This is a genomic window from Streptomyces sp. NPDC079141, assembly GCF_040686775.1.
Lineage (GTDB): Bacteria > Actinomycetota > Actinomycetes > Streptomycetales > Streptomycetaceae > Streptomyces.
On sequence record NZ_JBFBLP010000002.1, the window covers coordinates 797,103 to 809,763 of the forward strand.

Here is a 12,661-nt window from a genome sequence, read left to right on the forward strand (position 1 = left end):
CCCCTCGCCAGTCGATCTACCGGTGAGTAGCATCCTGTCCATGGCAGACACGCAAGCGGTTGACGCGAAGGCCGAGCGCCGGGCGGCCAAGCTGGCCAGGCAGATCAGCGCCTTCTCCAAGGCACACGGCGGCGCCGAGGGCCAGGTGGCCTACATCGGACAGCGCGGCGCCCGGATCGTCCTCGTCGGCGAGGACGGCGGCTGGGGCGACCTGGTGGCCCCGACCTACGAGATCGCCGAGAAGGCGGTGCAGAAGTCGGGCATCACCGTCCACGAGACCTTCGACGGCGAGTTCGCGGCGAAGGTGAAGACGGGGCCCTACGAGTGGAAGCGGATGGCCGGCATCCAAGTGGGCGGCTGAGGAACGTACCTTAAGGGGCGCGGGGAACTGCGCGACAAGCCACAGCCGTCCCGCGGCCAAGGAACAAGGCGCACCCCCCAAACCTGAACCCCGGTTCACCCGTTAAGCCGTGCAAGCCACGTGCACACGGGGAGTTCCGGATGATCGAAACGCCGTCCCTCGTGGACCAGTACTGCCACGGAGTGCTCCGCACCGAGCTGGGCCTCGGCACCTTCGAGGCCCGCCTCGCCCGCACCGAGGGCCCACCCGCGCCCGGCACGACCCTCTTCGACACCCAGACGGGCTTCGCCGTACGCCGCTGGTGCCCCCCGCTGCTCGGCCTGGAACCGCACTGCCCGCCCGCCCGCTATCTCGCCCGGCGTCGTGAACTCGGCGTACCGGAGGCGGGCCGGCGGCTGCTGCGCGGCAGTGGCATCACGACGTACCTGGTCGACACCGGGCTGCCCGGCGACCTCACCGGCCCCGACGAGATGGCCTGCACGGGGGCCGCGCAGGCGCACGAGATCGTGCGTCTGGAACTCCTCGCCGAACAGGTCGCCGACACCTCCGGCACCGTCGAGTCCTTCCTCGCCAACCTCGCCGAGTCGGTGCACGGCGCCGCCACGCATGCCGTCGCCTTCACCTCCGTGGCGGGTGTACGGCACGGACTCGCGCTGGCGCCCGAGCCGCCGGGACCGGGTGAGGTGCGGGGCGCGGCGGGGCGGTGGCTCGCCGGGCGCAGGGTCGGCGGGGAGCTGACCGACCCGGTGCTGCTGCGGCATCTGCTGTGGATCGCGGTGGCCTCGGGGCTGCCGTTGCAGCTGCACGCGGGTCTGGGTGAACCGGGTCTGCGCATCGACCGTACCGATCCCGTGCTGCTGACCGACTTCGTCCGCGCCACGGCCGGGCTCGGCACGGATCTGATCCTGCTGCACGGCTACCCGTACCACCGCCAGTCCGCCCACCTCGCCGGTGTCTTCCCGCACGTCTACGCCGACTCCGGCGCCGCCCTCGTCCGCACCGGCGCCCGGGCCGCGACCGTCCTCGCCGAGATCCTGGAGCTGGCCCCGTTCGGCAAGATCCTCTTCTCCAGCGGCGGCCATGAACTCCCGGAGCTGCATGTGGTGGGCGCACGGCTCTTCCGCGAGGCCCTGGGCCGGGTGCTCGGGACCTGGGTCGCGGAGGGCGCGTGGTCGCTCGCGGACGCACAGCGCGTGGCCGGGCTGATCGCGGCGGGGAACGCGCGCCGGGTGTACGGGCTGGAGTGAGTTGTACAGACTGGGCGGATGCAGACCGAGAAGTTACTCGACCGCTTCCTCCATGAACTGACGGCCGTGGACCCCGTCGCCGTCTGGGCGCACGGTTCGCTCGCCGGGGGCGACTACCAGGAGGGCCGCAGCGACCTGGACATGATCGCGGTGCTGCCGGGCCCGCTGACACCGCGCGTCGTATGGAAGGTCGCCGTCCTGCACGCCCGATTGCGTGCCGAGCCGCTCGCCGCGCATCTGCACTGCACGTATCTGACCCCGGACCGGGCCGCCGACCCCCGCCGCAGCCATCTGACCTGGGCGCACCAGGAACTCTTCAAGCGGCCGGTCAGCCCGGTGACCCGGCGTGAGCTGCATGCCTTCGGGCGGGTGCTGCACGGGCGCGAGCCCGCCGGGCTGCTGCCGCCGGTGCCGGACAGCGAGCTGGGGGCCTATGTCGTACGCGACCAGCGGGACTTCTGGCGGCGCGCCGTCGACAACGCCGCGCTGTGGAAGCAGGACGTCTGGGTCGATCTGGGGATGGTCACCTTCGCCCGCGCCACCGCCACCGCGCGCGACGGCCGGCTGATCTCCAAGCGCGAGGCCCTGGACCTGCTGCCCGGCCTCGGTGCCCCGGTCGAGGTCGTCGAGGACGTCCGCAGCCGCCGCTACGGGAACCCCGCGCCGCCCACCGAGGAGTGGACGGCGCGCAGGGCCCGGCTGACCCGGGACTACCTGGGACCGGCGATCGACGCGCTCACCGCGTCGGATGCCTGAGCGGGCAGGTCGGCGGTCGTGGCCTCGGGACGCTCGCGCAGCGACAGCAGCACGCGCAGTACCGCGATCCACACCACGCACGAGCCGAACATGTGGGCGCCGACCAGCACCTCGGGCAGCTCGGTGAAGTACTGGACGTAGCCGATGACGCCTTGCGCGAGGAGGACCAGGAAGAGGTCGCGGGTGCGGGCCAGCGGGCCCGGCGGGGCGTCGACCGCCTTCAGGACGAACCACAGGGCGAACGTCAGCGTCACCACGATCCAGGCCAGCACGGCGTGCAGCTTGCTCACGCTCTCCCAGTCCAGCGGCATCCGCTCGACCTCGCTGGAGTCGCCCGCGTGCGGGCCGGCGCCGGTGACGACCGTGCCCACCGCGATCAGCAGCAAGGTGACCGCGACCATGACCCAGACCAGCTGCTGCACGGACTTGCCGACCAGCGGACGGGGCGCGCCGTCGCCCTCCCGGGTGCGCTGCCACATCGCCGTGGCGACGGCGATCAGCGCCGTGGAGAGCAGGAAGTGCGCGGCGACCGTGTACGGGTTCAGGCCGACGAGTACGACGATGCCGCCGAGGATCGCGTTGCCCATCACCACCCAGAACTGAATCCAGCCCAGCCGGGTCAGGCTGCGCCGGTACGGCTTCTCGGAGCGCGCGGCGATGATGGCCCAGCCGACCGCGGCGCACAGCACGTACGTCAGCATGCGGTTGCCGAACTCGATGACGCCGTGCAGGCCCATGGCGCTGGTGGTGGTCAGCGAGTCGTCGGTGCACTTGGGCCAGGTCGGGCAGCCGAGCCCGGAGCCGGTCAGCCGCACCGCACCACCGGTGACCACGATGACCACGGCCATGACGAGCGCGGCGAGCGCCGCCCGCTGAACCGTCCTCGGATCCGGGGTCCAGCGTGCGGCGATGAAGGCGAGCGGGTTGCGCACGGCCGCTACGGCGTCGGCGCGGGTCAGGTTTGGCACGGGCCCTATCGTAGGCCGGGGCTTGTGCACGCTTTCACGAGGGGTTACTCCCAGCGGAAGAACTTGCCCGCCGCGGCCAGTCCCACGACGGACCATACGGCCAGAATCCCCAGGTCGGCCCAGGGCATCCCGGCGCCGTGCTGCAGCACGTCCCGCAGTCCGTCCGAGAGGGCCGCGATCGGCAGCAGCCCGAGCACGTCCTGGGCCGCGTCCGGGAACTTGTCCAGGGGCACGATTACGCCGCCGCCCATGAGCAGCAGCAGGAAGACCAGGTTCGCGGCGGCCAGTGTGGCCTCGGCCTTCAGGGTGCCCGCCATCAGCAGGCCGAGGCCGGAGAAGGCGGCCGTGCCGAGGACCAGGAGCAGGACGACGGCCAGGGGGTTGCCCTGCGGGTCCCAGCCCAGCGCGAAGGCGATCACCGTCACCAGGAGCACCTGGAGGATCTCGGTGACCAGGACCGACAGCGTCTTCGCCGTCATCAGGCCCCAGCGGGGGAGCGGGGAGGAGGCGAGGCGCTTCAGGACGCCGTAGCGGCGCTCGAAGCCCGTGGCGATGGCCTGGCCGGTGAAGGCCGTCGACATGACGGCGAGCGCCAGGATGCCGGGGGCGAGGAAGTCGATGGCCTCGCCCTCGCCGGTGTCGACGATGTCCACCGTGCTGAACAGGACCAGCAGCAGGGTCGGGATGATCACGGTGAGCAGGAGCTGCTCGCCGTTGCGCAGGAGCATCTTCGTCTCCAGCGCGGCCTGCGCCATGATCATGCGGGGGAGCGGAGCTGCTCCGGGCTTCGGGGTGTAGGTACCCACGGTCACGAGCGCAGCTCCTTGCCGGTGAGCTCAAGAAAGACGTCTTCGAGGGTGTGGCGTTCGACGGAGATCCTGTCCGGCATCACGCCGTGCTGCGCGCACCACGAGGTGACCGTCGCCAGCAGTTGCGGGTCCACCTTGCCGCCGACCCGGTACGCGCCCGGGGTCAGCTCCGCGGCCGTGCAGTCCGCGGGCAGCGCCTTGAGCAGGGAGCCGACGTCCAGGCCGGGCCGGCCGGTGAAGCGGAGCGTGTTCTCGGCGCCGCCGCGGCACAGCTCCTCGGGGGAGCCCTGGGCGATGACCCGGCCCGCGTCGATGATCGCGACGTCGTCGGCGAGCTGCTCGGCCTCGTCCATGTAGTGGGTGGTGAGGATGACGGAGACGCCGTCCGTGCGCAGGTCCCGGACCAGGTCCCAGGTCGCGCGGCGCGCCTGCGGGTCGAGGCCCGCGGTCGGCTCGTCCAGGAACACCAGCTCCGGGCGTCCTACGACGGCCATGGCGAGCGCGAGCCGCTGCTGCTGGCCGCCGGAGAGCCGGCGGTACGAGGTGCGGCCGCAGCTGCCGAGGCCCAGCCGCTCGATGAGGGCGTCCACGTCCAGCGGGTTGGCGTGCAGCTTGGCCACATGGCGGAGCATCTCGTCCGCCCGCGCGCCCGAGTAGACGCCGCCGGACTGGAGCATCACGCCGATCCGGGGGCGCAGCTCGCCGGACTGTCTCACCGGGTCGAGGCCCAGGACACGCACCGTGCCGGAGTCCGGCCTCCGGTACCCCTCGCAGGTCTCGACCGTGGTCGTCTTGCCCGCACCATTGGGCCCGAGTACGGCGGTCACGCCCGCCCCGGCCACCAGGTCGAGGCCGTCCACCGCGGTCTTCGTGCCGTACCGCTTCACCAGGGCCTGTACCTGGACCACGGGCTCAGTTCGCATGGCTCAAGAGTCTAGGTACGCGCGCGTGCCGCCGGACCGGCGGGTTCAGAACTCCTCCTCACGGGGCCGGTGCAAGGCCAGCCACCGCTGTGCGTAGGCCACGGCGTCCGCGACCGGGAACAGGCGGGCGTCGGCCGCGGCCACCTTTCCGCGTATGACGGGGCGGTCCCGTTCGAAGTCGTGGCCCAGTTCGTCGAAGCGGTCCGAGCTGATCGACACCTCGGTGACCGTCTCCCAGCCCGCGGGGCCGGGGCGGCCGACCTTCACGAGGGGGGAGGGGATGCGGTACTCGGCCAGGTGGAAGCTGGTGCAGGCGTCGTAGCCGGCGCCGAGCAGGAGCACGCGCGCGTGGAGCGCCTCCAGGCGGGCCAGCGGGCTGCGCTCGCCGAGGCGGCAGTCGGGGGCGTGGCCGTCGGTCACCTCGGCCGCGCGCGGGCCTACGGCGGTGAAGGAGGTCTGGGGGTGTGCGCTGCGCAGGGCGCCCGGCCACGTCCGTACGGTCTCCGGGATCACGCCGACCCCGCGCGTGGGTGTGAGACGGGGGTCGTAGGCGGGCATCGTGGCGCGGATCGGCTCCCACCACTCCTCGGGCACCGGCGGATTTCCCCATACGGCCGGGTCGGACAGGTCGCCGGACTGGGTGGGGACGACGAGCGTGCCGCCCGGGCCGAGGGCGTCGAGCAGTCCCTGGACGGCCGCCACGGCGCCTCCGCAGACCCACCCCAGTGAGCTGAGCGAGGAGTGCACGAGCAGGGTGTCGCCCGGTTTGACACCGAGCTCGCCGAGGCCCTCGGCGATGCTGGTCCGGGTGACAAGTGGGCCGGTCGGAGGCGGTGTCGACATGGTTCGGGAGTGTCCCGGAGGCGGTTCGCGGACGCCACCGAATTGTATGCGCGTTTGATCGATCAAAGATCGTTTTCGCAGGTCAGATTAGGTAAACCTAAGTGACGCAGGGCACCGTCCACGGGTTCGGGCGCCGCTTGCCTGGGTCTGAAGAATTACGCAACAATGGCGTTGTGAAAAACGTCGGCGAGGCCCCCGAGGAGCTCGCGACCGGTGAGCGGTCCACCCGCAACCGGGTCGCGCGGTCCATCCTGGACCACGGCTCGTCGACCGTCGCCGAGCTGGCCGGCCGGCTGGGGCTCACCCAGGCCGCCGTACGCAGGCATCTGGACGCGCTGGTCGCCGACGACGTCGTGGAGGCCCGGGAGCAGCGGGTGTACGGCACGCGCACGCGTGGCCGTCCCGCCAAGGTCTTCGTGCTCACCGACTGCGGCCGTGACGCCTTCGACCAGTCGTACGACACGCTCGCCACGGACGCGCTGCGCTGGATCGCCGAGCGGGAGGGCGGCCAGGAGGCGGTCGCCGCGTTCGCCCGGGCCCGGATCGCCGCCCAGGCCGGCGCGTACCGCAGGGCCGTGGAGAAGGCCGCACCGGACCAGCGCACCGAAGCCCTCGCCAAGGCCCTGAGCGCGGACGGGTACGCTGCTACGGCGCGCAAGGCGCCCGTGGGAGAGCAGCTGTGCCAGCACCACTGCCCGGTCGCCCACGTTGCCGAACAGTTCCCGCAGCTGTGCGAGGCGGAGACGGAGTTCTTCGCCGAACTGCTCGGTACACACGTCCAGCGACTGGCGACGATCGCGCACGGCGACGGCGTCTGCACGACGTTCATCCCCAAGATTTCCGATAACGCATCTGCAAGCACGGCCGGGAGGAACCCCGCATGACTCTCCCCACGGAGACTGCTCACCCCGAACTTGAGGGTCTGGGCACGTACGAATACGGCTGGGCCGACTCCGACGAAGCCGGTGCCTCTGCGAAGCGCGGCCTGAACGAGGACGTCGTCCGCGACATCTCCGACAAGAAGTCGGAGCCGGAGTGGATGACGAAGCTGCGCCTCAAGGGCCTGAGGCTTTTCGAGAAGAAGCCGATGCCGAACTGGGGCTCGGACCTGTCGGGCATCGACTTCGACAACATCAAGTACTTCGTGCGCTCCACGGAGAAGCAGGCGGAGTCCTGGGAGGACCTGCCCGAGGACATCAAGAACACCTACGACAAGCTGGGCATCCCGGAGGCGGAGAAGCAGCGCCTCGTCGCCGGTGTCGCGGCCCAGTACGAGTCGGAGGTCGTCTACCACCAGATCCGCGAGGACCTGGAGGAGCAGGGCGTCATCTTCCTCGACACCGACACCGCGCTGAAGGAGCACCCGGAGCTCTTCAAGGAGTACTTCGGCACCGTCATCCCGGTCGGTGACAACAAGTTCGCCTCCCTGAACACCGCCGTGTGGTCGGGCGGCTCCTTCATCTACGTGCCGCCGGGCGTCCACGTGGAGATCCCGCTCCAGGCCTACTTCCGTATCAACACGGAGAACATGGGCCAGTTCGAGCGGACCCTGATCATCGTCGACGAGGGTGCCTATGTGCACTACGTCGAGGGCTGCACCGCCCCGATCTACAAGTCGGACTCGCTGCACTCCGCGGTCGTCGAGATCATCGTCAAGAAGAACGCCCGCTGCCGCTACACGACCATCCAGAACTGGTCGAACAACGTCTACAACCTGGTCACCAAGCGCGCCGTGGCGTACGAGGGCGCGACCATGGAGTGGATCGACGGCAACATCGGCTCCAAGGTGACGATGAAGTACCCGGCCGTCTACCTGATGGGCGAGCACGCCAAGGGCGAGACCCTGTCCATCGCCTTCGCGGGCGAGGGCCAGCACCAGGACGCCGGCTCCAAGATGGTCCACATGGCGCCGAACACGTCGTCCAACATCGTCTCGAAGTCCGTGGCGCGCGGTGGCGGCCGTACGTCCTACCGCGGTCTCGTCGAGATCGGCGAGGGCGCCGCCGGATCCAAGTCGAACGTGCTGTGCGACGCGCTGCTCGTCGACACCATCTCCCGCTCCGACACGTACCCCTACGTGGACGTCCGCGAGGACGACGTGTCCATGGGCCACGAGGCGACCGTCTCCAAGGTCTCCGAGGACCAGCTCTTCTACCTGATGAGCCGGGGTCTGACCGAGTTCGAGGCGATGGCGATGATCGTGCGCGGCTTCGTCGAGCCGATCGCCAAGGAGCTGCCCATGGAGTACGCCCTTGAGCTCAACCGGCTGATCGAGCTGCAGATGGAAGGCGCGGTCGGTTAAGACCCCGTCCTCCGGAACCAGCTAGCGAAATCTGACGTAGGAAGAGAGCAGACCGACAGCCATGGCTGAGGCTCAGAACATCCCCGTGGGTTCCACCACCGCGGGCCAGATCGCGGTGGCCGCCGAGTCGACCGTCGTGTCGCGCATGAGCGCGCCCCCGTCCTTCGACGTGGCCGACTTCCCGGTGCCGCACGGCCGCGAGGAGGAGTGGCGGTTCACCCCGCTGGAGCGCCTGCGCGGGCTGCACGACGGCACCGCCGTCGCCACCGGCGAGGGCGTGAAGGTCGCCGTCGAGGCGCCCGCGGGTGTCGTCGTCGAGACCGTCGGCCGCGACGACGCACGGCTCGGCAGGGCGGGCACCCCGGTGGACCGCATCGCGGCCCAGGCGTACTCCGCCTTCGAGAAGGCCTCGGTCGTGACCGTGCCGAAGGAGACCGTCCTCACCGAGCCGATCCGCATCGCGGTGCACGGCGAGGGCGGCACCGCCTTCGGCCACCAGCTCATCGAGCTGGGCGCCTTCGCCGAGGCCGTCGTCGTCATCGACCACACCGGTGACGCCGTGCTCGCCGCCAACGTCGACTACATCCTGGGCGACGGCGCCAAGCTGACCGTCGTCTCCGTCCAGGACTGGGACGACAAGGCCGTGCACGTGGCCCAGCACAACGCGCTCATCGGCCGGGACGCCTCCTTCAAGTCGGTCGTCGTCACCTTCGGCGGCGACGTCGTCCGGCTGCACCCGCGCGTGACGTACGCCGGCCCCGGCGCCGAGGCCGAGCTGTTCGGCCTGTACTTCACCGACGCCGGCCAGCACCAGGAGCACCGCCTGCTGGTCACCCACAACGTCCCGCACTGCAAGTCGAACGTCGTCTACAAGGGCGCGCTCCAGGGCGAGAGCGCCCACGCGGTGTGGATCGGTGACGTGCTCATCGAGGCCAAGGCCGAGGGCACCGACACCTACGAGATGAACCGCAACCTGGTCCTCACCGACGGCGCCCGCGTCGACTCCGTGCCGAACCTGGAGATCGAGACCGGCGAGATCGTCGGGGCCGGGCACGCCTCGGCCACCGGCCGTTTCGACGACGAGCAGCTGTTCTACCTGATGGCCCGCGGTATCCCGGAGCACGAGGCCCGCCGTCTCGTCGTCCGCGGCTTCTTCGCCGAGCTGGTCCAGCAGATCGGCGTCGAGGACATCGAGGAGCGCCTGATCGCCAAGATCGAAGAGGAGCTGGAGGCGTCCGTCGCATGACGTACGTACGCGCCTGTGGGCTGAGCGAGCTGGAGGAGGACACCCCGAAGCGGGTGGAACTCGACGGCACGCCGGTCTCGGTCGTGCAGACCGAGGGTGAGGTGTTCGCCATCCACGACATCTGCTCCCACGCGAACGTCTCGCTCTCCGAGGGCGAGGTGGAGGACTGCCAGATCGAGTGCTGGCTGCACGGCTCCAGCTTCGACCTCCGCACCGGCAAGCCGTCCGGCCTTCCCGCGACGCGCCCCGTCCCCGTATACCCCGTAAAGATCGAAGGGGACGACGTGCTCGTCTCCCTCACCCAGGAGTCCTGAGGCACCCATGGCTACGCTTGAAATCCGAGACCTGCACGTCACCGTCGAGGCCGACAACGCCGAGAAGGAGATCCTCAAGGGCGTCGACCTCACCGTGAAGCAGGGCGAGACGCACGCCATCATGGGCCCCAACGGCTCCGGCAAGTCGACCCTCGCCTACTCCCTCGCGGGTCACCCGAAGTACACGATCACCGGCGGCACCGTCACCCTCGACGGCGAGGACGTCCTGGAGATGTCCGTCGACGAGCGCGCCCGGGCCGGCCTGTTCCTGGCGATGCAGTACCCGGTCGAGGTCCCCGGCGTCTCGGTCTCCAACTTCCTCCGTACCTCCGCCACCGCCGTCCGCGGCGAGGCCCCCAAGCTGCGCACCTGGGTGAAGGAGGTCAAGGAGGCCATGGAGCGCCTCAACATGGACCCCGCCTTCGCCGAGCGCAACGTCAACGAGGGCTTCTCCGGCGGTGAGAAGAAGCGCCACGAGATCCTTCAGCTGGAGCTGCTCAAGCCGAGCATCGCGATCCTCGACGAGACCGACTCCGGCCTCGACGTCGACGCCCTGCGCATCGTCTCCGAGGGCGTCAACCGCGTCCGCGAGACCGGCGAGGTCGGCACCCTGCTGATCACGCACTACACGCGCATCCTGCGCTACATCAAGCCGGACCACGTGCACGTCTTCGCCGCCGGCCGGATCGTCGAGTCGGGTGGCCCCGAGCTCGCCGACAAGCTGGAGGCCGAGGGCTACGAGGCTTACACGAAGGGTGGCGCATCCGCGTGACACAGCTGCCGGGCCTCCTCGACACCGAGGCGATCCGCAAGGACTTCCCCATCCTGGACCGTCAGGTCCACGACGGCCGGAAAATCGTGTACCTGGACAACGCGGCGACCTCGCAGAAGCCGCGGCAGGTGCTGGACGCCCTCAGTGAGTACTACGAGCGCTACAACGCCAACGTCCACCGCGGTGTGCATGTGCTCGCCGAGGAGGCCACGGCGCTGTACGAGGGCGCGCGCGACAAGGTCGCGGAGTTCATCAACGCGCCCAGCCGCGACGAGGTGATCTTCACCAAGAACGCCTCCGAGTCGCTGAACCTCGTGGCGAACATGCTGGGCTGGGCCGATGAGCCCTACCGCGTGGACTCCGAGACCGAGATCGTCATCACGGAGATGGAGCACCACTCCAACATCGTGCCGTGGCAGCTGCTCGCGCAGCGCACGGGCGCAAAGCTGAAGTGGTTCGGGCTCACCGACGACGGCCGCCTCGACCTGTCCAACATCGACGAGATCATCACCGAGAAGACGAAGATCGTGTCTTTCGTGTTGGTCTCCAACATCCTGGGCACGATCAACCCGGTCGACGCCATCGTGCGCCGGGCCCAGGAGGTCGGTGCGCTGGTCTGCATCGACGCCTCGCAGGCCGCGCCGCACATGCCGATAGACGTCCAGGCCCTCCAGGCCGACTTCGTGGCCTTCACCGGCCACAAGATGTGCGCCCCGACCGGCATCGGCGTCCTGTGGGGCCGCCAGGAGCTGCTGGAGGACCTGCCTCCGTTCCTCGGCGGCGGCGAGATGATCGAGACGGTGTCGATGCACTCGTCGACCTACGCTCCCGCCCCGCACAAGTTCGAGGCGGGCACCCCGCCGATCGCGCAGGCGGTCGGTCTGGGCGCGGCGATCGACTACCTGAACTCGATCGGCATGGACAGGATCCTCGCCCACGAGCACGCGCTCACCGAGTACGCGGTGAAGCGGCTGGCGGAGGTCCCGGACCTCAGGATCATCGGCCCCACCACGGCCGAGGACCGGGGTGCGGCGATCTCCTTCACGCTCGGTGACATCCACCCGCACGACGTCGGCCAGGTGCTGGACGAGCAGGGCATCGCGGTCCGGGTCGGCCACCACTGCGCCCGCCCGGTCTGCCTGCGGTACGGAATTCCTGCGACCACGCGAGCGTCTTTCTATCTGTACTCCACGCCGGCCGAGATCGACGCACTGGTCGAGGGGCTGGAGCATGTACGGAACTTCTTCGGCTGAAGGGCGTGAGCTGAGACCGTGAAGCTGGATTCGATGTACCAGGAAGTCATCCTGGACCACTACAAGCACCCGCACGGGCGTGGTCTGAGGGATGGCGATGCCGAGGTGCACCACGTCAACCCGACGTGCGGCGACGAGATCACGCTGCGGGTGAAGTACGACGGCACGACGATCAAGGACGTCTCGTACGAGGGCCAGGGCTGCTCGATCAGCCAGGCGTCGGCCTCCGTGCTGAACGACCTGCTGGTCGGCAAGGAACTGGCCGACGCGCGGCGGATCCAGGAGACCTTCCTGGAGCTGATGCAGTCCAAGGGCAGGATCGAGCCCGACGACGCGATGGAGGAGATCCTGGAGGACGCGGTCGCGTTCGCCGGTGTCTCCAAGTACCCGGCCCGGGTGAAGTGCGCTCTCCTGAGCTGGATGGCGTGGAAGGACGCGACGGCCCAGGCCCTGGGCGGAGCCGACGCCGAAAGGAAGACGGCATGACAGAGACCGTTGAGATGAAGCCGGCCTCGGAGGAGGAGATCCGCGAGGCGCTCTACGACGTCGTGGACCCGGAGCTGGGCATCGACGTCGTCAACCTGGGCCTGATCTACGGCATCCACATCGACGACGCGAACATCGCGACGATCGACATGACCCTGACCTCCGCGGCCTGCCCGCTGACGGATGTCATCGAGGATCAGGCCAAGTCCGCCACGGACGGCCTCGTCAGCGAGCTGCGCATCAACTGGGTCTGGATGCCGCCGTGGGGCCCGGACAAGATCACCGACGACGGTCGGGAGCAGCTTCGGGCGCTCGGGTTCAACGTCTGAGACCTGTCTTTCGCGGAAGCGGCGATGCCCCTCTGGGGGTGTCGCCGCTTCC

General features: G+C 69.7%; 15 protein-coding genes. 11 read left to right on the plus strand and 4 right to left on the minus strand.

All coding sequences use genetic code 11. From position 1 onward, the window contains the following. Positions 1-40 precede the first annotated feature (40 nt). From AB0Q90_RS08700 to AB0Q90_RS08710, 3 genes are all read left to right on the plus strand, one after another. The gene (locus tag AB0Q90_RS08700) at positions 41-361 is read left to right on the plus strand and encodes a hypothetical protein (protein ID WP_363158293.1); all 321 of its coding nucleotides are present in this window, start codon (positions 41-43) and stop codon (positions 359-361) included. A 140-nt stretch (positions 362-501) separates the two neighbouring features. Continuing rightward, positions 502-1,608: an amidohydrolase family protein gene (locus AB0Q90_RS08705; protein WP_363158294.1), complete on the plus strand. Its 1,107-nt coding sequence runs from the start codon at positions 502-504 to the stop codon at positions 1,606-1,608. An 18-nt stretch (positions 1,609-1,626) separates the two neighbouring features. Then, on the plus strand, positions 1,627-2,364 hold the full coding sequence (locus AB0Q90_RS08710) for a nucleotidyltransferase (protein ID WP_363158295.1): 738 nt from the start codon (positions 1,627-1,629) through the stop codon (positions 2,362-2,364). Here the strand turns inward: AB0Q90_RS08710 and AB0Q90_RS08715 are convergent. The 4 genes from AB0Q90_RS08715 to AB0Q90_RS08730 are packed head-to-tail and all read right to left on the minus strand — an operon-like array spanning position 2,319 to position 5,907. Further along, positions 2,319-3,323, minus strand: coding sequence for a COX15/CtaA family protein (locus AB0Q90_RS08715; protein WP_363158324.1), 1,005 nt, complete (start codon positions 3,321-3,323; stop codon positions 2,319-2,321). The genes AB0Q90_RS08710 and AB0Q90_RS08715 overlap by 46 nt on opposite strands. Before the next feature lie 53 nt (positions 3,324-3,376). Beyond that, positions 3,377-4,093 (minus strand): ABC transporter permease, encoded by a 717-nt coding sequence (locus AB0Q90_RS08720; protein ID WP_363158325.1) that lies wholly within the window; start codon positions 4,091-4,093, stop codon positions 3,377-3,379. Between the two features lie 47 nt (positions 4,094-4,140). Then, positions 4,141-5,064, minus strand: coding sequence for an ABC transporter ATP-binding protein (locus AB0Q90_RS08725; RefSeq protein ID WP_363158296.1), 924 nt, complete (start codon positions 5,062-5,064; stop codon positions 4,141-4,143). Positions 5,065-5,109: 45 nt separating this feature from the next. Beyond that, positions 5,110-5,907, minus strand: coding sequence for an AAC(3) family N-acetyltransferase (locus AB0Q90_RS08730; protein ID WP_363158297.1), 798 nt, complete (start codon positions 5,905-5,907; stop codon positions 5,110-5,112). Between the two features lie 173 nt (positions 5,908-6,080). Here AB0Q90_RS08730 and AB0Q90_RS08735 point away from each other — a divergent pair, with 173 nt between their 5' ends. The 8 genes from AB0Q90_RS08735 (at position 6,081) to AB0Q90_RS08770 (ending at position 12,609) form a co-directional block, all read left to right on the plus strand. Next, positions 6,081-6,791 (plus strand): winged helix-turn-helix transcriptional regulator, encoded by a 711-nt coding sequence (locus AB0Q90_RS08735; protein WP_363158298.1) that lies wholly within the window; start codon positions 6,081-6,083, stop codon positions 6,789-6,791. After that, on the plus strand, positions 6,788-8,209 hold the full coding sequence (gene sufB, locus AB0Q90_RS08740) for a Fe-S cluster assembly protein SufB (RefSeq protein ID WP_363158299.1): 1,422 nt from the start codon (positions 6,788-6,790) through the stop codon (positions 8,207-8,209). Before AB0Q90_RS08735 ends, sufB begins: the two co-directional genes overlap by 4 nt. A 61-nt stretch (positions 8,210-8,270) precedes the next feature. Next, positions 8,271-9,455, plus strand: a complete 1,185-nt coding sequence (sufD, locus tag AB0Q90_RS08745; protein WP_363158300.1) for a Fe-S cluster assembly protein SufD — start codon at positions 8,271-8,273, stop codon at positions 9,453-9,455. Beyond that, a complete protein-coding gene (locus AB0Q90_RS08750) occupies positions 9,452-9,769 on the plus strand; it encodes a bifunctional 3-phenylpropionate/cinnamic acid dioxygenase ferredoxin subunit (protein ID WP_363158301.1) in 318 nt (105 codons plus the stop codon). Before sufD ends, AB0Q90_RS08750 begins: the two co-directional genes overlap by 4 nt. A 7-nt stretch (positions 9,770-9,776) precedes the next feature. Continuing rightward, positions 9,777-10,541 carry a Fe-S cluster assembly ATPase SufC gene (gene sufC / locus AB0Q90_RS08755; protein ID WP_363158302.1) on the plus strand — a complete coding sequence of 255 codons (765 nt, stop codon included), beginning with the start codon at positions 9,777-9,779 and terminating at the stop codon, positions 10,539-10,541. Further along, entirely contained in the window at positions 10,538-11,794 is a 1,257-nt protein-coding gene (locus tag AB0Q90_RS08760; protein WP_363158303.1) for a cysteine desulfurase, read from the plus strand. Before sufC ends, AB0Q90_RS08760 begins: the two co-directional genes overlap by 4 nt. An 18-nt stretch (positions 11,795-11,812) precedes the next feature. Beyond that, positions 11,813-12,280, plus strand: coding sequence for a Fe-S cluster assembly sulfur transfer protein SufU (sufU, locus tag AB0Q90_RS08765; protein WP_363158304.1), 468 nt, complete (start codon positions 11,813-11,815; stop codon positions 12,278-12,280). After that, positions 12,277-12,609 (plus strand): metal-sulfur cluster assembly factor, encoded by a 333-nt coding sequence (locus AB0Q90_RS08770; RefSeq protein WP_363158305.1) that lies wholly within the window; start codon positions 12,277-12,279, stop codon positions 12,607-12,609. The genes sufU and AB0Q90_RS08770 overlap by 4 nt, the downstream gene beginning before the upstream one ends. Positions 12,610-12,661: the final 52 nt, after the last annotated feature.